Raw genomic sequence first — 19213 nt, 5'->3', positions numbered from 1 at the left:
CGTGGTCCTGCGGGCTCAGGCGGCCCGGGTGGCGTCTGCCCGGACGACGGGCAGGCCGGTGCGCTGCGCCTGGTCGAACGAGTCGTCCACCGAGGTGACCGTGCGACCGGCCGCGGTGAGGAAGGACGCGGCCACCGATGCCCGGTAGCCACCGGCGCAGTGGACCCAGATCTCCCCGGCCGGCACCTCGCCGACCCGGTCGAGGAGCTCGTGGACCGGGATGTTCAGCGCGCCGTCGATGTGCGCCTCGGTGAACTCGGGCTCGCGCCGGACGTCGAGCACGGTAACCGGTCGGTGGTGGCGCACCCGGGCGAGGTCGGCGAAGGTGGCGAGCGGGTAGCTGGCCAGCTCGCGGCCACCGGCCCACTCCTGCGGGGTGCCCGTGGCCGCCCCCTGCAGCTCGTCGATCCCGATCCGGACGAGCTCGCGCCGGGCCTCGGCGACCTGCTCCTCGGACTCGCCGAGCAGGGTCAGCGGCGTCCCCCACGGGATGAGCCAGCCGAGGTAGGTCGCGAACTGGCCGTCGAGGCCGAAGTTCAGGGTCCCGGCCACGTGCCCGGCCGCGAAGGCGGTGCGGGTGCGCAGGTCGACGACCCACTCGCCGCGCTCGAGGCGGCCCCGCAGCTCGTCGGCGTCGACCGGCCTCGGGGCCGACAGGTCGGGGGCCCCGGGCCCGGCAGCGTTCGCCGGCCCCATGTGCGCGTAGTAGGCCGGCCAGGCGTCCAGGCCGGCGAGCAGCTCCTCGACGTACGCCTGCTCGTCCTGGGTGAGCGCCGGGTTGGTGCGCTTCTCCTGTCCGATGGTCGAGGCGACCGCCTCGGACTGGCCGGCCGAGCAGAACGAGCCGAAGCCGTGCGTGGGGAAGACGCCGGCCTCGTCGGGCAGCTCGCCGGCGAGCCGGTGGGCCGAGGCGTGCTGGTGCCGCACCAGGACGTCGGTGTGCTCGGGCCCGAGCAGGTCGGGGCGGCCCGTGGCGCCGAACAGCAGGGAGCCGCCGGTGAACGCCCCGACCGCCCGGCCGTCGACCTCGAGGGCGTAGGACAGGTGGGTGAAGGTGTGGCCGGGGGTGGCGATGACCCGGACGCGCATGTCCTCGCCAACCTCGATGACGTCGCCGTCACGGACCGGGTGCCGCTCGTAGGCGACGTCGTCCTCGGCGTTGACGTGGTACGTGGCACCCGTCGCCCGGGCCAGTGCCAGCCCTCCGGTGACGTAGTCGTTGTGGAGGTGGGTCTCGAACACGTCGGTCACGGTGACGCCGGCCTCGCGGGCCAGGTCGAGCACGCGGTCGATGTCGCGCTGCGGGTCGACGACGAGCGCGACGCGGCCGTCGTGCACGAGGTAGCTGCGGTCGCCGAGGCTCGGCGTCTCGATGGGGATGATCGTGGCGGAGGTCATGGTGCTCCTTCGGGGCCGTCGCGGGGGAGGACCGGCTGGGCTCAGGCGGCGTTGGCGTGCCGTCCGGCGACCACCGGCCGGCCGCTGCCCTGCCACCGGCTGGTCCCCCCGGCGACGGACCAGGCGTCGATACCGGCCCGGATGAGGTACGAGGTCATGGCCAGGCTGCGGTTGCCGGTCGCGCAGATGACGTAGACCGGGCGGTCGGTCGGCAGCTCGTCGATCTGTGAGGGCAGGTGGCCCATCGGGATGAGACGGGCCCCGGGCACGTGGCCCTGGACGTACTCCATCGGTTCGCGGACGTCGATCACCAGGCCCCCGTCGGCGTGGGCCTGGGCGAACGTCTCGAGGTCGACCTCGCGCATCGCGGTGGTGCTCCTTCGCTCTCGGTCCGGGGTCGCTGGGAATATACCCCGGAGGGTATCGACTCGAACCGAGGTGTCCGGACATCTATTCCGGCTCCTCCGCTCTCCGGGGGCCCGGCTGCCGGCCCCGGGGCAGGAACACCGTCCCGCGGTCCCTGGTTGATACCCTCCGGAGTATCGCGGGCCCCACCCGCCGGAAGGACTCAGGAGATCGCCATGGAGCTCGACGTCAACCAGCTGCCGGAGGTCGTCAACCGGCTGCGCCGCGCTCAGGGCCAGCTGGCCGGAGTGCTGCGCATGATCGAGGAGGGTCGGGACTGCGAGGAGGTCGTGACCCAGCTGGCTGCCGTGAGCCGGGCCCTGGACCGCGCCGGCTTCGCCATCATCGCCAACGGTCTCAAGCAGTGCGTCGTCGAGACCGGTGAGGTCGACTCGGTGGACAGCAAGCAGCTCGAGAAGCTCTTCCTCTCCCTCGCCTGAGACCCCTGCGCCTCAGCGGGTCCCGGCACCCGCGCCGGCCGCGTCGCCGGCCGGGCGCCGACCCCGCTGCAGGGCCAGGACGGCCACCACCGCGACGACGATCCCGACGACGGGTGGGATGAACCAGCCCGCCTCGCTCGACGCCCACGCGGCCAGCGCGGCCACGACGTACGCGCCGACGTTGCGCCACTCGACGGCCGGCAGGTCCGGGCTGGCCACGGTCATCCCGCTGCGCCAGCGGGCCCGGTAGTCACCGATGACGACGCCACCGAGCGGCGGGATGAGGATGCCGAGCCAGACCAGGTAGTCGATGAGGTTGTCGTAGATCCCGGTGACCGCCAGCAGGGTCCCGATGACGACACCACCGACGACGAACGGCTTCTTCGTCGGTGAGTTGGCGATCTCGGCTCCGGCGACGCCAACGTTGTAGGCCGTATTGTCGTTCGTCGTCCACAGGTTCGCGACGAGGAACACCAGCCCCCACCCGACGAGACCGAGCTGGTAGAGGACGAGGACGAAGTCCCCCTCGCCGAACGAGATGGCGCCGATCGCGCCGAACCCGAGCATGAGCAGCTCGCCGACCATGAAGGCGATGAGGCACGCCCAGAACCCGGCCGAGGGGGTCCGGGCGAACCTGGTCCAGTTGGGTGCCTGGGTGCCGCCGGAGGCGAACGTGCCGACGACGACCGTCACGGCGACGGCGACGCTCATCGTGTCCGTGGGCACGACGGACTGCAGACCGGCCCAGCCCCCGACCTCCTCGAGCGAGCGGACCGTCACCCAGCCGGCCAGGACGAGCAGCAGCGGCACGGAGACGAGCGACAGGGCGTACATCCCGCGGTAGCCGAAGTAGGCCGTGACCCCCATGACGATGCCGCCGGCCACCATGAGCGCGGTGAGGACGCCGTCGCCCTGCCAGCCCAGCGCGCTGGCGGTGAGGCCGGCGAGGGTGGCGACGGTGACCCCGTACCAGCCGACCTGCGTGCCGCCGAGGAGCAGGGACGCGAGCTTGGAGCCGCCGGTACCGAGGGCGTAGCGGGACATCATCACGGTCGTCAGACCGGTGCGGGCGCCGATCCCGCCGACGACGCCCACGTAGAGGCCGAGGACGGTGCTGCCGAGCAGGAGCACCCAGATCAGCGACGTCACATCGAATGCTGCGCCGATCTGCGCGCCGGCGAGCATCGTGGGGGTGAAGAACGTGAAGCCGAGCAGCACGACGGACAGCGAGAACAACGACCGACGGGCGTGCGCGGGCACCGGGGTGATCGGGTAGTCCGGGTCGACGTACTGCTTGACGGTGTCGTGCTCGGCGCGCTCCAGCATGGACATCAGCGGACCTCCTGCGCCCGGGCCTGGTCGTCGGGGGTGACGCCGATGTCCTCGAACCACAGTCCGGGTCGTTCGGCGACGAAGCTCTCCATCAGCCGTACGCACTCGACGTCGTCGACGACGTGCACCTCGACGCCGTGCTCGGCGAGCCAGTCGTGCCCACCGGAGAAGGTGCGGGCCTCGCCGACCACGAGCCGGCTGATGCCGAACTGGCGCACCAGCCCGCTGCAGTACCAGCAGGGGGACAACGTCGTCACCATCGTCGTGCCGCGGTAGCTGCGCTGGCGACCGGCGTTCCGGAAGGCGGCGATCTCGCCGTGCGCGGACGGGTCGCCGTCCTGGACCCGGCGGTTGTGACCCCGGCCGAGGACCTCGCCGTCCGGGCCGATCAGCGCCGCGCCGACGGGCACGCCGCCGGAGTCCCGTCCGGTCCGTGCCTCCTGGACGGCGACGGCGAGCCACCGCCGTGCCGTCTCGTCGTCCAGCTCCACCGGGTCCATCAGCGCCTCCACGGGTCGGTCGTGACGCCGAGGGTCCTCGGCCCGCGCGGGGTGGACAATCGACGTTCCGTCAGTACCGTCCCGGGTTCGACCTGACGAAGTGTCGGAGGGGCATGATGGCGCTCACGCTCGCGGAGTTCCTGGACCTGAGCTCCGTCCAGGAGGCGCGCCCCCTGCTCGTCGTGCCGCCGGCGGACCGGCGTCGTCGGGTGCGGTGGGTGCACTCCAGCGAGATCTACGAGATCGGTCCGTTGCTGTCCGAGGGAGACCTCCTGCTCACCACCGGCCTCGGCCTGACGGGAGCGGACGCCGGGGCGCGCCGGCACTGGGTGCGCGAGCTCGCCGAGCGCGGTGTGGCAGCGGTGGTCCTCGAGCTGGGCCGGTCCTTGCCGACCCTGCCGCTGGAGGTGTCGGTCGAGGCTCACGCGCGGAACCTGCCACTGATCGTCCTGCAGGACGTCGTCCCGTTCATCAGGATCTGCGAACAGGCCAACAGCGCCATCCTCGACGCCGAGGGGCGGCGGCTGCGGGTGGTCGACCGGCTGGTCGAGGACGTCCACGCCGCGCTCGCCGGCGGAGGGGGTGCCGCCGACCTCGTCGCCTGCGCGGCCCGCAGCCTCGGCGCCCCCGTCGCCCTGGTCACCCGCGCCGAGCAGGTCGTCGCCGCCGCCGGCGTCGGCGGGCAGCGTCAGACCGACCGGCTCGTGCGCCGTCCGGTGGCCCGGGCGCCGGTGCGGATCTGGGACGCCGAGTGGGGTGCCGTCGTCGTCGGGGAGTCCCCCGTGGACCCGCGGACCGTCGAGCTCGCCGCCGCCCGGCTGGCCGGGTCGGCCGCGGTGCTGCTGGGCCGGGAGGGCTCGGGTGGGCCGTCGGACGTCGTCGCGCCGTTCCTGGCCGACCTGCTCGCCGGCGCCGTCCCCGGGCACCGCGAGCTGCTGGTGCGCGCCGGGCTCGCCGGGTTCCACCCGTCCGCACGCTCCCGGGTCGTCGGCGTGGCGGCGTCCTCACCGGACCCGCCGGCGCTCGTCGCCGGCTGGCGGGCGACGGCGACGGCGGCCGGTCTGGACGTGCTCACCCACGCCGTCCGGGGTGAGGTGCTGGCCCTGGTGTCGCTGCCCGGTCAGGGAACGGCCTCCGAGTCCGCCCGCGGCGTCGGCGACCTGCTGGCGGCCGAGCTCGCCGTCGTGACGATCGGGCCGGCCGTCCCGTTCACCGACGCGGCGCGCTCCCTGCAGGAGGCGCACGCCTCGCTGGGCACGGCCACCCTGCTCGGCGAGTCGGTCGCGCTCAGCCGGGACCTCACGCTGCCCCGGCTGCTCGGCCGCCTCGACGACGCGGGCCTGGAGCGGTTCGCCGCGGACACCCTCGGCCCGCTCTCCGCCTGGGACCGGGCGCACGGCACCGCCCTGGTCGCGACCCTGGACGCCTACCTGCGCCGCGGGTGCTCGCCGACGCGGACCGCCGCCGAGCTCCACCTGCAGCGCCAGTCCCTGTACCAGCGGCTGGCCCGGATCGAGGAGCTGCTCGGCCACCGGCCGGACGACGCGCGGGCCCACGAGGCGCTCGTTGTGGCCACCTGCGCGGCCCGGGTGCTGGCCGCCCGCCGCCGGTCGCGCTGACCGCCGGGCTACCCGGCGGGGGTCGTGGTGCGGCGAGGGGCGGTCACCCGCGCCGCAGCCGCCGGCGCACGGTCCGGGCGACCGCCCGCAGCCCGGCGACCGGGGCCTGGCTCGGGCGGACGTCGTTGGGCAGCGACAGCCGGATGACCTGCCCCCACGCGGAGGCGACCTGCTGCGGCAGGTTGCCGGTGGTGTAGCTCAGCCCGTAGCGGGCGCAGATCTCCCGGATCCGCGGCGCGATCTCGGCGTACCGGTTGCTCGGCATGTCCGGGAACAGGTGGTGCTCGATCTGGTGCGACAGGTTCCCGGTCATGATGTGCATCGCCCTGCTGCCGTGGATGTTCGCCGAGCCGAGCATCTGCCGCAGGTACCAGTCGCCGCGGGTCTCGCCCTCGATGGACTGCGTGGCGAAGGTCTCGACCCCCGCGGGGAAGTGCCCGCACATGATCACCGAGTGCGTCCAGAGGTTGCGCACCACGTTGGCGGTGAGGTTGGCGGCGACGGTGTGCAGGAACGACGGCCCGGACAGCAGCGGGTGGACGACGTAGTCCCTGGTCACCTGGCCGCGGATCTTGCGCAGCACCTTGCGGGCGTTCGCCCGGAAGCCGGGGTCGTCGGTCGTGCCGTCGCGCAGGTGCTTGCCGAGCTCGAGGTCGTAGGCGGCGATGCCGTACTCGAAGACGCACGCGTTGACGAAGTTCCACAGCGGCTGTCCGAGGTACATCGGCACCCAGCGCTGGTCCTCGTCGACGCGCATGATCCCGTAGCCGAGGTCGTTGTCCCGGCCCAGGACGTTGGTGAACGTGTGGTGCAGCTCGTTGTGGCTGTGCTTCCACAGCTCCGACGGCGAGGCGTTGTCCCACTCCCACGCCTGGGAGTGGATCCGGGGGTCGCGCATCCAGTCCCACTGCCCGTGCATGACGTTGTGGCCGATCTCCATGTTCTCGAGGATCTTGGCCACCGACAGACCCACGGTGCCGAGCACCCAGGCCGGCGGCAGGGCGGAGAACAGCAGGACGGCGCGGCTGCCGAGCTCGAGCGAGCGCTGGACCTTGATCACCTTGCGGATGTACGCGGCGTCGCTGGCGCCGCGGGAGTCCATCACCTCGCGGCGCAGCTCGTCGAGCTCGCGGCCCAGCGCCTCGACGTCCACCGCGGTCAGGTGCGCGGTCGGGTCCGGCTTGCCCGAGGGCTTCGGGACGTGCCGGCGCTCGGTGGTGACCACCGACAGGCGGCTGTCCGGGGTGCGGGCCTGGCGGGTCGCCGTGCGGCCGTCCCGGCGGGTCGGGTCGGCCGGCTCGTCGGTGGGCAGGGTGGCGGTGGTGGTCATGGTCGGGTCTCCTCAGAGCTCGATCTCGCAGGGGCCGGCGGCGGCCGACACGCAGGTCTGGATCCGGACGTCGTCGTCCGGGGTGGCGGTGGTGACGTCGCCGGTGCGCAGGTCCCGGACGGTGCCGGAGCGCAAGGGGACGACGCAGCCGAAGCAGATGCCCATCCGGCACCCGGACGGCATGAGGACGCCGGCGTCCTCACCGGCGTCCAGCAGGGTGGTGGCGCCGTCGGCGTCGACGACGGCGCCGGTGCGGGTGAAGGTCACCTCGCCGCCCTCGCCGGTGGCCAGGACGAGCGGGCGGAAGCGTTCGGTGTGCAGCGCGCCGGCGGGTTCCTCGGCGGCCCAGTGCTCCTCGAGGGCGTCGAGCAGGCCGACGGGGCCGCACGCCCACGTCTGGCGGGTCCGCCAGTCCGGGACGACGGCGTCCAGGTCGGCGGGGGACAGCTGGCCGTCGCGCTCGGTGTGTCGCTCGACGAGCCGCAGGCGGCCGGCGGCGTGCCACCGGCGGAGCTCGGTGCCGAAGACCACGGCGTCGGGGGTGGGGGCGGAGTGGACGAGGACGACGTCGTCGAGCTCGTCGAGATGGTTGCGCAGCATGCCCATGACGGGGGTGATGCCGGAGCCGGCCGTGACGAACAGCGTCGGGCCGCGGTGGGCGCCGAGCACGAAGTCGCCGGTGGCCTGGTCCAGGTGAACGAGCGTGCCGGGGGTCAGGTCCCGCTGGACGTAGCCGCTCACCCGGCCGTCCGGGATCGCCTTGACCGTGATGCTGATGAGGCCGTCCGGTGCCGCGCACCGGGAGGTCAGCGAGTACGGCCGCCAGCACCGCACGCCGTCCACGTCGACGCCGATGCGGGTGTACTGGCCCGCGACATGCCCGGCCCAGGAGCGGCCGGGCCGGATCCGGACGGTGACGGCGTCCGCGGTCTCCGGGACGACGTCGACGACGCGGCCGCGCAGGTCGGCGCCGGAGCGCAGCGGGGCGACGAGGTCGAGGTAGTCCTCCGGGACGAGCGGGTGAGCTGCCGCGGCGGCTATCCGCCGGGCGAGCGCGGCGAGCTGTGAGCCCCGGCGGCGCGGGGGAGCGGTCAAGCGCACTACGCCACCGTAGGGTACGTAGCCGTAACTTACGAATCCGTAGCCTCGTGTCGGTGCCACGCCGCCGGCTTCCCCTGCTCAGGTGCGGGCCCGTGCCTCGGTTTCCTCGTTCAGTAGATGATCTCACCGGCCGTGCAACCGGCCGTCTCCTCAGTGCCCGGGACGACGTCGATGAGGAGATTCTTGATCATGATCGGTCCTTCGATCACCGCGTCGTAGATCTCGCCGGTGACGTTGTAGAGCTCCCCGACGTCGGAGTCGATGGCGAAGAGCCGGCCGTTGATGCCGGTGAGGTCCGCGGGGGCGTCCAGCGGATTCACCACGGGGTTGCCAGCACTGTCCCGCCAGGTGGTGACGTCCTGGGTCGCAGCGCCGAAGGCGACGTTGCCGCGCAGGCTGATCCCGTTGCCGCTGGTGTTGGGAGCGTCGGTGGACGTCACCGAGGTGACGTCGAACTGGACCTTGCTGCCGGAGACGTCCGCGACGTTGAGCTGCCCGTCGCGGGAGGTGACCCGGATCGTCCAGTCGGTGCCGAGGAACTGCTCGGTCTGGGAGAGGCAGAAGCCGTCCAGGGAGCCGGCCGCGAAGCCCATGCGCAGGACGTAGCGGGTCTGTGTGCCGGTGCCGGTCTCCACCTGGATCGGCACGAGGCCGAACCCCACGTCGGTGGTGCTCAGCTTGGCGGTGCTGAAGTGTGACTTCTTCCCCTGCAGGACCAGGTCCGGCCCGCCCAGACCGCGTGTCGTGCCGGACGACAGCAGGGTGGCGATCCAGCTGAGCAGGAGCAGCCCCACCAGGTTCATCACGGTGGCACGACGCCACCGCACCCCGTACCGCCGGTCGCCACCGGTCACGGACTGACCTCGATGTTGGTGTCCGGGAGGTTCAGGGTGGTCGGGGAGCCGGTGCAGTCGTCCCCCTTGTTGATGCTCATGAAGTAGACCCAGGCGTCCAGCTCCAGGCCTGGGATGTGCGGCCATGACGCAACTTCGGCCAGGAACTTGGTCCAGAGGTTCTTGTCGCTGGCCAGCTGCCCCACGGTCGTCTCGATGCCCAGGATGTTCACCTTGATGTGGGTGTCGGCGCGCAGCCACAGGTCGGTGTAGACGCACGAGTCGCCGACGTTCCAGTCTGCGTCGTCCTGGTCAGCCGGTGTGAAGGTCAGCGTGTACTCACCGGTGCCGGTTGCCGTCGGTGCGGCGGGGTCGCCCTGAGGCGCGACTGTCATGAAGGCGTCCTGGTCGATCTGCAGGTTCTTCAACCGCATGTGCACGAGCATCGCCTCGTCGCTCTGGTCGACCTCCGTCGACCAGCCCTGGTCGGCGTACAGGCTGCTCGGGGTGCCGCAGGACAGTGCCCCGGCGTTCGGGTACGTCTCCCGGTCCGTCGGGCCGGCGGACTGAGTGCCGTCGGCGAAGGCCAGGATGGTGGGCATGGCGATGGTCGAGTCCTCGGTTCTGCGCAACGGCCCGCAGCTCGTCCCCTCGATCGTGTAGGTCCCGTCGGGGAAGGTGATGCTGTCGGTCGTGAACGCCGTGCCCCTCCCGGTGGCGCCGCCGGAGTCGCCGTCGCTGTAGCCGATGCGCAGGTGCAGCGGGGCGTTCGGGATGCACGGCGTGATCGTGGTCCCGTTGCCGAGCTCTAGGGCGTTGCCGTTGACGAGTCCAGGGAGCGCCTCGGTGGGCTCGGTCGGGCAGCCCGGGACCGCCGCCTGCGCGGGAGCCCCGGAGCGGGCGGTGCCCGGCCACAGGAAGAGAGCCCCGCACAGACCGACCAGCGCGGTGAGAACGACGACCCGCTGGCGGCCGGCGCTCGAGGTCAGCCGGTCCACGGGGTCACTCCTCGGGGGTTGCGGGCCGGCGCTCGGCCTGCTTGCCGGGTTTCGGCGTCGTGTCGCCCCACGCCCAGATCATCGAGCCGCCGACGATGCCGAGCACGCTGCCGACGAGGTACCCCCCGAGGTTCGCGGCGACGAACGCGGCCAGGGCGACGGCGAACGCGAAGATGCCGACCAAGGACCGGTAGTGCGGCGCGAACCACGCCACGAGCCCGAAGCTGACCAGGGCACCGCCGAGGATGTAGCCGGCCGAGTAGCTCCAACCGCCCGAGACCGCCAGCAGCGGGCCGAACGACATCGCCCGGATGATCCAGACGCCGGCGAGCATGGTCCACAGGCCGCCCCAGAACGGGCGGGTGCGGCGGAACGCGCGGAACCACGCCCACGTCCCGGCGATCGTACGGGTCAGCCGGTGGCGCCCCGGCGCTGCCGCGGGCGTCGCTTGGGCGCTGCCGGCCGCCGCCGGCGCCGGGGAGAACCGGTGGACGCGCTGGGTGGGGTTCACGACGCCGCCCCCGGGCAGTCGGCCTGGGTCTTCTCCCCGAGGAACACCTGGAGCTTCAGCCTCGGCAGGGTGATCTCGCCGCCGAAGCTGACTCCGTACGTCGCTGCGTGGAGACCAGCGAGATTGAGCCTCTCCGCGGAGAGCCCGAAGGCACCGGGAGTCGGCTGCGTCTGACCCGTGGGCCAGTCCACCCTGGCGCTGCCGTAGACCGACTCGGCGGACTGGCCCAGGTTGAGTCCGCCGATCTGGTTTCCGTAACCGCCCAGGGCGTCGGAGTTCAGGAACAGGTTCGACGCCTGGATCGCGCCCTCGAGACTGTCGCCGGCGAGAGCCCCGTCCTCGTCCAGGGTGACGCCGTCGGGCACGCTGGTCCCGGAGAAGGAGTCGTGCACCGGCTCCCCGGCGGTGATGACCAGGGACATCGCGGTGCCGGCCGGGAGGTCCTGCGTGGCGATGGCGCACAAGCCCGCGAACGCCGCCTGCCCGATGCCGAACTCGGCGACCCCCGTCGTGCCGTCCTCCGTGCCGTTCTCCGCCAGGTACGCGGCGACGCTCGTGCCCTGCAGGTAGTTCGAGTACACCGCGAAGGTGTCGGCGCTGGTGGTGAAGTTCACGGCCAGCGCGTTCTGGCTGACCGCGCCGAACATCGTCCCCAACCCGGCCAGGCCCACGGCGATCGTCGGGATGGACCGCTTACGGGTGCCGCGCTGGTCCGCGGCGGCCGCCATCATGGCCGTGCGCCTCGCACTGGCCGCGTCGACGGCGTCGTGCCCGACCTTCTGCAACCAGCGGGTGATCCGGCCCCACAGCCGCGGCGCGCCTCCGTCCGGTCCCGACGAGGAGGTTCGCTGCTCGAGAAGGCGTCGCGGCTGTCTCATGCTGCCTTCCTGCTCTCCGCCCGCCGTGACCACCGGAGCGGCCGGCGTGAGGTGCGCGCCGCCTTCCGCTCGGCCTTGGCGGCGACGGTGGCGAGCTGCGTGTCGGTGTAGGGCGTCCAGGCGAAGATCATGCCGGAACCGACGATCCCGGCCGCCATGCCGATGACCCAGCCACCGAGGTTGGCGAGCGGGAGCGAGGCCACCGACAGCCCCATCGCGACGATCGCAGGGAAGTGTCGCTGCGCCGGCTGGAACATCGCCACCAGGGCCGCTGCCGCCATGCCGAAGGCCAGCAGCAGGGGTGTCAGCGCCCTGGCGCCGACGTCGACGACGAAGGCGAACCCGCCACCGACGATCGGGTTGGCGATGAAGTAGGCGCCCAGGAGCAGGATGACCGCACCCCAGAACGGGCGGGTGCGGCGGAAGCGCCGGAAGCCCAGCCGGATCCGGCGGGAGAGGCTGCGCGCAGAAGGGGCAGCCGGCTCCGCGCGCTTGGCGGCAGGGGCAGATACGGCGGCAGGCGGGGTGGCCGGCTCAGCGGCCTCGACGGCGTCGGTCATCATCGGGTTCCTCGAAGACGTGCTCATCGGTGCCGCAGCGGCGGGGGGCGTCGTGGGGCGGGTTGGCCCCCCAGACGCCACCCCGCCGCCCGGCTCAGTGTCGGGGTGTCGGGTCGGACGTCAGCTAGTTGCTAAGGCAACGTCAGCTAGTTGCTAGGCAGGAGTGACACGCCCAGCGAGAGGTCCTCGACCTCGAGGCCCTCCAGCTGGATCGCGTAGGTCTGCGCGTCGAGGTTGTTGAGGGTCGAGTCGCCGGCGGTGAGCGCGAAGCCGTCCGGCACGTAGCCGGTGTCGGGGTTTGCGGCGAACCCTGCTTTGGACTGGGCCACACCGAGGGCGACGCCGTCCAGGACCGCCCCGGAAGAACCTCCGTCGGCTCCATTCTCACCGTCAGTCATCGCGAGCGTCTTGGCGTTGAGGATGACGCTGCCGAGCCCGATGGTGGGGTCGGTGGAGTCGATGCGGAGCTCAGCGGTGCCCAGCACCGGGAGCGGGACCTGCGCGGTCACCGTGATGCCGTTCGCGTTGGTCGTGCCGCCGGTCTCGGCGTAGACCGTCTCGTCGTAGACCGTCTCGTCAGCGCCGGTGGTGGCGGCTACGGCCTGACCGGGGCGCACCTTCAGCGAGTCACTCGTGATCGCCTTCGACTGCAGCGAGAAGCCGTCCGCCGAGGAGATCGCCGCGCCGACCATGCCCTGCACCATGGCCAGACCGAGCCCGCCTGCGGCGACCGTGGCCGGAACCGTGATCGCCGCGAAGCGGCTGAGCCGCGTGCGCCCCGCTGTCTGTCCTTCCATCCTTGCTCCCTCGCTCATTCGGCCGGATCGTCCCGACCGAGGTCATCTCACCGACATCGGCGGTAACCTCACCGACATCCCGGTTAACGGATCTGGACAGTGGCATGCGTCACAGCAGACTGTCAAGACATGTTCCCAAGAACTGTCAACGATGTAGACAAGGTGGATGGCGACGACAACGGGGACTGTGTCAGGAGGCGGCACGGTCGCGGCGACGGCGGTTACTGTGCCCCGAGTTGTCTGGTACCGCGCGGGGAGAGGACGAGCATGACGCAGTCGACCTCGGACCCCGTAGCCGGCGCCTCCCCGGAGCGCGGCAGGTGCCGCGGGGTCGTCGCGGTCGGAGCCCTGGTGCTGTTCCTGCTCGCCATGCTCGCCGTCGTCGCCGGCCTGACCTTCTCGGTCATGGTGACGGGCAGCAGCATGGAGCCGACCTTGCAGCAGGGTGACCGCCTCGAGCTCGACCTGCTCAACCGGCACGCGATCGAACGGTTCGACCTCGTCGAGGCGCTTCAGCCGGGCCCCGACGACGAGGGCGGCGGTCGCCCGATCGTCAAGCGGGTGATCGGTCTGCCCGGGGACCGGGTGGCGATCGTAGGAGACCCTGTCGCGCCGCAGGTGCTGATCAAACCGGCCGGCCAGGACGACGTCTTCCGCGTCGAGAACCCTGCCTGGCCGCCGCGCGTCGGTGCCGGCACCGAGTCGTGCTGCACCCCAGAGGGAGCCGTCGTGCGCGGTGGCGCGCAGGCATGGGCCACCGTGCCGGAGAGCTCCTACTGGGTGCTGGGGGACAACTGGGGGGCCTCCACGGACTCACGCATCTTCGGGTGGGTACCTCGAGAGGACATCCAGGCGCGGCTGTGGTTTCGGATCCTGCCGGTCAGCCGCTTCGGTACGGTGGACAACGACGTCCGCCTAGTCCCCGTGCCCGACCCCCCGCCGGTAGCCGGGGGCGCCTGAGACGCACCGACAGGGCCCCTCACCCTGTAGGTGCGCGGGAAGGTGCCCTGTCGGTGCGCCGGTGACGGTCAGATGTCGAAGTAGAGCTCGAACTCGTGCGGGTGCGGGCGCAGCCGGATGGGGTCGACCTCGTTCCGCCGCTTGAAGTCGATCCAGGTCTCGATGAGGTCGGGGGTGAACACGTCCCCCTCGGTGAGGTAGTCGTGGTCGTCCTCGAGCGCGTCGAGCACGGCGGGCAGCGACGAGGGCACCTGGTCGATGGCGGCGTGCTCGTCGGGCGGCAGTTCGTAGAGGTCCTTGTCGACCGGCTCGGGGGGCTCGATCCGGTTGCGGATCCCGTCCAGGCCGGCCATGACCATCGCCGAGAACGCCAGGTACGGGTTGGACGACGGGTCCGGCACCCGGAACTCGATGCGCTTGGCCTTCGGTGACGTCCCGGTCACCGGGATGCGCACGCACGCCGAGCGGTTGCGCTGGGAGTACACGAGGTTCACCGGTGCCTCGTACCCCGGCACCAGCCGGTGGTAGGAGTTGACGGTCGGGTTGGTGAACGCGAGCAGTGACGGGGCGTGCCGCAGCAGGCCGCCGATGTACCAGCGGGCGGTGTCGGACAGGCCGCCGTAGCCGCGCTCGTCGTAGAACAGCGGCTCGCCGTCCTTCCACAGCGACTGGTGGCTGTGCATGCCGGAGCCGTTGTCGCCGAACAGCGGCTTGGGCATGAACGTGACCGTCTTGCCGGCCCTCCACGCCACGTTCTTCACCACGTACTTGAAGATCATCAGCTGGTCGGCGGCGTGCTTCAGCGTGGAGAACCGGTAGTTGATCTCCTGCTGCCCCGCGGTGCCGACCTCGTGGTGCGCCCGCTCGACCTGCAGCCCGACGGCCTGGAGGGTGGTCGTCATCTCGTCGCGCAGGTCGGCGAAGTGGTCGACCGGCGGCACCGGGAAGTAGCCGCCCTTGTACCGGGTCTTGTACCCGCGGTTGCCGCCCTCCTCGGCGCGGCCGGTGTTCCAGGCCGCCTCGACGGAGTCGATGAAGTAGTACCCGGCGTTCTGCTTGGTCTCGAAGCGCACGTCGTCGAAGACGTAGAACTCCGCCTCCGCACCGAAGTACGCCGCGTCGGCGATCCCGGTGTTGCGCAGGTGCGCCTCTGCCTTCGCGGCGATGGTGCGCGGGTCGCGGGCGTACGGCTCGTCGGTGAACGGGTCGACGATCGAGTGGTTGATGACGAGGGTCTTGCGCTCACGGAACGGGTCGACGAACGCGGTCGCGGCGTCCGGGACGAGCTTCATGTCCGACTCGTGGATGGCCTGGAACCCGCGGATCGACGAGCCGTCGAACATCAGCCCGTCGGTGAACGCGCTGGAACCGAACGACTCCGCCGGCATGTTGAAGTGCTGCATCACCCCCGGCAGGTCGCAGAACCGCACGTCGACGAACTTCACGTCGTCGTCCTTGAGGTAGCGCAGCACCTCGTCGGCGTCCTTGAACATCGATCCTCCTTGTCACCCTCGGCGCGGTCCGGCCGTGGTGGCGTGAACCTAGGCAGCCGTAGTTTCCCGCCGGTGTCCCGAGTGTTTCACCGCCGTTACGGTGCCTGCCGCGAGCCTCCACGGCGCCAGTAGGCTGGCGCCGTGGTGGGTCGCCGGGACGTGGGGTCGTGGATCTCGGGGCCCTCCAGCGTGGCGCAGGGCCGGGACGACGACTGGCCCGGACGCCGGCTCGGCCGCCCCCGGCAGGGGGCCGGCTCGGTCGCCCGGGTGGGCCGCCGGCTGCTGGCCGTGGGAGTCGACTGGGCCCTGGCGTCGGCGATCTCCGCGGCGTTCCTCGACGGCGACCCGTGGGGCACCCTCGCGGTCTTCGGCCTGGCCCAGCTGGTCCTCGTCGGCACCCTGGGGATGGGCGTCGGCCACGCCCTGCTCGGGATGCGGGTGGTGCGCCTGGACGGCGGGTGGGCCGGACCGGGGCGAGCCGCGGTGCGCACCCTGCTGCTCTGCCTCGCCGTCCCGGCCCTGGTCTGGGACCGCGACCAGCGGGGGATGCACGACCGGGCCGCCGGGACGGTCCTCGTCCTGCGCTGAGCGCACGGTGTGACGCAGCAGGCGTCACGAACGAGCCGGCACGCAGGGCCGCAGCCGGGCCTCCTCAGCGGCCCCGCATCTGCTTGCGGTTCGGCCGCACCCGGAACGGGTCGATGCCCTGCGGGATCGGCGGGCGCAGCCCGCCGAGCGAGCGCAGCCGCTTGACGACCTGCGCCACCTCCGCCTTCGTCAGCTGCCGCTTGAGCTTCTGCACCTGGCGGGGGACCTTGCGCAGCGGCACCTGGCCCTCGCCGTTGCCGGCCTGGATGACGTGCACGGGGACACCGGGCAGGACCCGGGCGACCTTCCTGCGCTCCGCCTCCAGCAGCCTGCCGACCCGGTGCGGTGGCCCGTCACCGACGAGGACGACGCCCGGGCGCCCCACGACCCGGAACACCGAGTCCTGGGTCCGGGGGTCGACCGCCACCGGCTCCTCCTCGACCGTCCAGCCGCGGCGCAGCACGCGCAGCGCGGCGCCGGCGGCACCCGGCTGGCCCTCGATCTGGGTGAATGCGGCGCGCTCGGCCTTGCGGGCAAGGATCCACGTGACGGCGAGCAGCGCCAACGGCAGACCTAGGATGGTGGCGTAGGGCACCTGCTCGGTGAGCACCCCGATGAGCACCGCGACGCCGAGGACGGCGACGAAGGCACCGAGCATCCACCAGCTCACCGACCGGTCCGCCTGCCGGGTCATCCGGTAGACGGCGCGGATCTGGGCGAACCAGCCCTGCTTGCCGTTCCTGCGGCGCCGGCGGAACCGTCCGCGGCGAGGCGACTCGGTGTCGGTGCTCGTCGGCATGCAGGTGAGGATACGGCGGTCAGCGACCGACCAGGCTGGCGGCCTCCTGTCGGGCGCTGCCCGCCGTCGCCAGGTGGTGCAGCGCGTCCGGCAGCGTCTCACCGCGGCGCTGCATCGCCTGCGCCCACAGCCGGCCGGCGCGGTAGGAGGAGCGGACCAGCGGCCCGGCCATCACCCCGGCGAAGCCGATCCGCTGAGCCTCCTCGGACAGGGCGACGAACTCCTCCGGCTTGACCCAGCGCTCCACCGGGTGGTGCCGGACGCTGGGGCGCAGGTACTGGGTGATGGTGACCAGGTCGCAGCCGGCGTCGTGCAGGTCCTGCAGCGCCTCGACCGCCTCCTCGTAGGTCTCGCCCATGCCGAGGATCAGGTTCGACTTCGTCACCAGCCCGTCCTCGCGCGCCCGGGTGAGCACCGACAGCGACCGGTCGTACCGGAAGCCCGGCCGGATCCGCTTGAACACCCGGGGGACGGTCTCGAGGTTGTGCGCGAGCACCTCCGGGCGGGCCGAGAACACCTCGGCGAGCTGGTCGGGGACGGCGTTGAAGTCGGGGATGAGCACCTCGACCCCGGTGCCCGGGTTGAGCCGGTGGATCTCCCGCACCGTCTCGGCGTACAGCCAGGCCCCGCCGTCCGGCAGGTCGTCGCGGGCCACCCCGGTGACGGTGGCGTACCGCAGGCCCATCGCCCGCACCGACTCGGCGACCTTGCGCGGCTCCTCGCGGTCGAGCGCTGCGGGGCGACCGGTGTCGATCTGGCAGAAGTCGCACCGGCGGGTGCACTGGTCACCGCCGATGAGGAACGTCGCCTCCCGGTCCTCCCAGCACTCGAAGATGTTCGGGCAGCCGGCCTCCTCGCAGACGGTGTGCAGACCGTCCTTGTGCACGAGGTTCTTCAGCTCGGCGTACTCCGGGCCCATCGTGGCGCGGGTCCTGATCCACGACGGCTTCTTCTCGATCGGGGTCTGCGCGTTGCGCGCCTCCAGGCGCAGCATGCGGCGGCCCTCCGGTGCGACAGTCACCGCACCAGCCTAAGCCCGGCCGACCGGCCCCGCCGAGCCCCTCTCGTAGGGTGCGGCCATGGACCTGCGCATCTTCACCGAGCCCCAGCAGGGCGCCACCTACGACGACCTGCTCGCCGTCGCCAGGACCGCCGAGGACGCCGGCTTCGACGGCTTCTTCCGCTCCGACCACTACCTGGCCATGGGTCGCGACGGCCTGCCCGGACCGACCGACGCGTGGACGTCGCTGGCCGGCCTGGCGCGGGAGACCAGCCGGCTGCGACTGGGGACCCTCGTCACGTCGGCGACCTTCCGGGCGCCCGGGGTGCTCGCCGTCCAGGTGGCGCAGGTGGACCAGATGTCCGGCGGGCGGGTCGAGCTGGGGCTCGGGGCCGGCTGGTTCGAGGCCGAGCACCGGGCCTACGGCATCGAGTTCCCCGACGTGCGCGAGCGGTTCGACCGGTTCGCCGAGCAGCTGGAGCTGATCACCGGGCTGTGGTCGACGCCGGTGGGGGAGCGGTACTCCTTCTCCGGCGAGCACTACACGATCAGCGACTCCCCGGCACTGCCCAAGCCGGTGCAGCCGCGGGTGCCGATCATCATCGGTGGGTCCGGCAAGCGGCGCACCCCGGCGCTGACCGCCCGGTACGCCACGGAGTTCAACGCGAACTTCACCTCGGTGGAGCAGACCGCCGTCCAGTACGAGCGGGTGCGGGCCGCCTGCGGGCAGGCCGGTCGCGACCCCGGCGAGCTGACCTGGTCGGTGGCGCTCGCCGTCGTCCTGGGCGCCACCGACGCCGAGGTGCGCCGGCGCGCCGACGCCATCGGCCGGGACGTCGCCGAGCTGCGAGCCAACCACCTCGCCGGCACCCCGGACGAGGTCGTCGACCGGCTGGGCCGCTACGCCGAGGTCGGCTGCACCCGGGTGTACCTCCAGGTGCTCGACCTGGCCGACCTGCGGCACCTCGAGGAGATCGCCGAGTCCGTGCTGCCGCAGGTCGCCTGAACGGGCTCAGCCGGCGGCGGGCACCGCCGCCGGCAGGGTGCGCTCCAGGTGCCGCTCGACCACCGGGAGGGCGTCGGCGACCCGAACCGGACGGCCCAGCTCGGCGGTCAGCGAGGTCACCCCGGCGTCGGGGATCCCGCACGGCACGATCCGGGAGAACCAGGTGAGGTCGTTGTCGCAGTTGAGGGCGAACCCGTGCATGGTCACCCCCTGCGCGACCCGGATGCCGATCGCGGCGACCTTGCGGGCCGGGCCGGCGTCGTCCGCCGGCACCCAGACCCCGCTGCGGCCCTCCACCCTCCCGGCGGCCAGGCCCAGCTCGGCGCACACGTCGATGAGCACCTGCTCCAGCCGGCGCACGTAGGCCACCACGTCGACCGGGTCCGGCAGCCGCACGATCGGGTAGCCGACCAGCTGGCCGGGCCCGTGCCAGGTGATCTTGCCGCCGCGGTCGACGTCGATCACGGGTGTGCCGTCGAACGGCCGCTCGTGCGGCTCCGTGCGCTTGCCGGCGGTGTAGACCGGTGGGTGCTCGAGCAGGAGCACGGTGTCCGGACGCTCCCCGGCCACCACCTGGGCGTGCACCCGGCGCTGCAGGTCCCAACCTCTGCGGTAGTCGACGGCGTCCTCGCCGAAGCCGACGTGCTCGAGCTGCATGAGCGTCA

21 protein-coding genes are annotated in these 19213 nt (G+C 72.3%); 5 read left to right on the top strand and 16 right to left on the bottom strand.

From position 1 onward, the window contains the following. Positions 1 to 15: 15 nt before the first annotated feature. Together HJG43_09095 and HJG43_09090 are read right to left on the bottom strand one after the other, a co-directional pair. Positions 16 to 1398 carry an MBL fold metallo-hydrolase gene (locus tag HJG43_09095; protein UER54672.1) on the bottom strand — a complete coding sequence of 461 codons (1383 nt, stop codon included), beginning with the start codon at positions 1396 to 1398 and terminating at the stop codon, positions 16 to 18. Between the two features lie 41 nt (positions 1399 to 1439). After that, positions 1440 to 1763 (bottom strand): rhodanese-like domain-containing protein, encoded by a 324-nt coding sequence (locus HJG43_09090; GenBank protein ID UER54671.1) that lies wholly within the window; start codon positions 1761 to 1763, stop codon positions 1440 to 1442. A 216-nt stretch (positions 1764 to 1979) separates the two neighbouring features. On the opposite strand from HJG43_09090, the gene HJG43_09085 reads away from it, so the two are divergent. Continuing rightward, on the top strand, positions 1980 to 2243 hold the full coding sequence (locus HJG43_09085) for a metal-sensitive transcriptional regulator (GenBank protein UER54670.1): 264 nt from the start codon (positions 1980 to 1982) through the stop codon (positions 2241 to 2243). Between the two features lie 12 nt (positions 2244 to 2255). On the opposite strand, the gene codB is transcribed toward HJG43_09085, so the two are convergent. Both codB and HJG43_09075 read right to left on the bottom strand, forming a co-directional pair. After that, positions 2256 to 3575 carry a cytosine permease gene (codB, locus tag HJG43_09080; GenBank protein UER54669.1) on the bottom strand — a complete coding sequence of 440 codons (1320 nt, stop codon included), beginning with the start codon at positions 3573 to 3575 and terminating at the stop codon, positions 2256 to 2258. After that, positions 3575 to 4075 carry a nucleoside deaminase gene (locus HJG43_09075; protein ID UER54668.1) on the bottom strand — a complete coding sequence of 167 codons (501 nt, stop codon included), beginning with the start codon at positions 4073 to 4075 and terminating at the stop codon, positions 3575 to 3577. The genes codB and HJG43_09075 overlap by 1 nt, the downstream gene beginning before the upstream one ends. Before the next feature lie 113 nt (positions 4076 to 4188). On the opposite strand from HJG43_09075, the gene HJG43_09070 reads away from it, so the two are divergent. After that, entirely contained in the window at positions 4189 to 5694 is a 1506-nt protein-coding gene (locus HJG43_09070) for a hypothetical protein (protein ID UER54667.1), read from the top strand. 43 nt (positions 5695 to 5737) lie between these two features. Here the strand turns inward: HJG43_09070 and HJG43_09065 are convergent, their stop codons facing one another. The 8 genes from HJG43_09065 to HJG43_09030 all read right to left on the bottom strand — a co-directional run bounded on the left by HJG43_09065 (position 5738) and on the right by HJG43_09030 (position 12702). Further along, on the bottom strand, positions 5738 to 7024 hold the full coding sequence (locus tag HJG43_09065; GenBank protein ID UER54666.1) for an acyl-CoA desaturase: 1287 nt from the start codon (positions 7022 to 7024) through the stop codon (positions 5738 to 5740). Between the two features lie 12 nt (positions 7025 to 7036). Further along, positions 7037 to 8125 carry a ferredoxin reductase gene (locus HJG43_09060; protein UER54665.1) on the bottom strand — a complete coding sequence of 363 codons (1089 nt, stop codon included), beginning with the start codon at positions 8123 to 8125 and terminating at the stop codon, positions 7037 to 7039. 110 nt (positions 8126 to 8235) lie between these two features. After that, on the bottom strand, positions 8236 to 8979 hold the full coding sequence (locus HJG43_09055) for a hypothetical protein (protein UER54664.1): 744 nt from the start codon (positions 8977 to 8979) through the stop codon (positions 8236 to 8238). Beyond that, positions 8976 to 9956: a hypothetical protein gene (locus HJG43_09050; protein UER54663.1), complete on the bottom strand. Its 981-nt coding sequence runs from the start codon at positions 9954 to 9956 to the stop codon at positions 8976 to 8978. The genes HJG43_09055 and HJG43_09050 overlap by 4 nt, the downstream gene beginning before the upstream one ends. 4 nt (positions 9957 to 9960) lie before the next feature. Further along, positions 9961 to 10371, bottom strand: coding sequence for a hypothetical protein (locus HJG43_09045; protein ID UER55852.1), 411 nt, complete (start codon positions 10369 to 10371; stop codon positions 9961 to 9963). A 92-nt stretch (positions 10372 to 10463) separates the two neighbouring features. Further along, positions 10464 to 11345, bottom strand: a complete 882-nt coding sequence (locus HJG43_09040) for a hypothetical protein (protein ID UER54662.1) — start codon at positions 11343 to 11345, stop codon at positions 10464 to 10466. Further along, positions 11342 to 11905: a hypothetical protein gene (locus HJG43_09035; GenBank protein UER54661.1), complete on the bottom strand. Its 564-nt coding sequence runs from the start codon at positions 11903 to 11905 to the stop codon at positions 11342 to 11344. Before HJG43_09035 ends, HJG43_09040 begins: the two co-directional genes overlap by 4 nt. Before the next feature lie 146 nt (positions 11906 to 12051). After that, a complete protein-coding gene (locus tag HJG43_09030) occupies positions 12052 to 12702 on the bottom strand; it encodes a hypothetical protein (protein UER54660.1) in 651 nt (216 codons plus the stop codon). Between the two features lie 267 nt (positions 12703 to 12969). Here HJG43_09030 and lepB point away from each other — a divergent pair, with 267 nt between their 5' ends. Then, positions 12970 to 13662, top strand: a complete 693-nt coding sequence (gene lepB / locus HJG43_09025; GenBank protein UER54659.1) for a signal peptidase I — start codon at positions 12970 to 12972, stop codon at positions 13660 to 13662. Positions 13663 to 13730: 68 nt separating this feature from the next. On the opposite strand, the gene glnA is transcribed toward lepB, so the two are convergent. After that, positions 13731 to 15155, bottom strand: coding sequence for a type I glutamate--ammonia ligase (glnA, locus tag HJG43_09020; protein ID UER54658.1), 1425 nt, complete (start codon positions 15153 to 15155; stop codon positions 13731 to 13733). A gap of 141 nt (positions 15156 to 15296) precedes the next feature. Here glnA and HJG43_09015 point away from each other — a divergent pair, with 141 nt between their 5' ends. Continuing rightward, positions 15297 to 15743: an RDD family protein gene (locus HJG43_09015; GenBank protein ID UER54657.1), complete on the top strand. Its 447-nt coding sequence runs from the start codon at positions 15297 to 15299 to the stop codon at positions 15741 to 15743. Between the two features lie 64 nt (positions 15744 to 15807). Here HJG43_09015 and HJG43_09010 read toward each other — a convergent pair whose 3' ends face one another. Both HJG43_09010 and lipA read right to left on the bottom strand, forming a co-directional pair. Continuing rightward, positions 15808 to 16542: a DUF4191 domain-containing protein gene (locus HJG43_09010; GenBank protein UER54656.1), complete on the bottom strand. Its 735-nt coding sequence runs from the start codon at positions 16540 to 16542 to the stop codon at positions 15808 to 15810. Positions 16543 to 16561: 19 nt separating this feature from the next. Next, positions 16562 to 17563 carry a lipoyl synthase gene (gene lipA, locus HJG43_09005; GenBank protein ID UER54655.1) on the bottom strand — a complete coding sequence of 334 codons (1002 nt, stop codon included), beginning with the start codon at positions 17561 to 17563 and terminating at the stop codon, positions 16562 to 16564. Positions 17564 to 17621: 58 nt separating this feature from the next. On the opposite strand from lipA, the gene HJG43_09000 reads away from it, so the two are divergent. Beyond that, the gene (locus HJG43_09000) at positions 17622 to 18548 is read left to right on the top strand and encodes an LLM class F420-dependent oxidoreductase (protein ID UER54654.1); all 927 of its coding nucleotides are present in this window, start codon (positions 17622 to 17624) and stop codon (positions 18546 to 18548) included. Between the two features lie 6 nt (positions 18549 to 18554). On the opposite strand, the gene lipB is transcribed toward HJG43_09000, so the two are convergent. After that, positions 18555 to 19205: a lipoyl(octanoyl) transferase LipB gene (gene lipB, locus HJG43_08995; protein UER54653.1), complete on the bottom strand. Its 651-nt coding sequence runs from the start codon at positions 19203 to 19205 to the stop codon at positions 18555 to 18557. Between the last annotated feature and the right edge of the window lie 8 nt (positions 19206 to 19213).

This window comes from Kineosporiaceae bacterium SCSIO 59966 (assembly GCA_020881835.1).
Lineage (GTDB): Bacteria > Actinomycetota > Actinomycetes > Actinomycetales > SCSIO-59966 > SCSIO-59966.
Note: the sequence above shows the minus strand (reverse complement) of the source record. Positions and strands in the feature narration are given on the sequence as shown.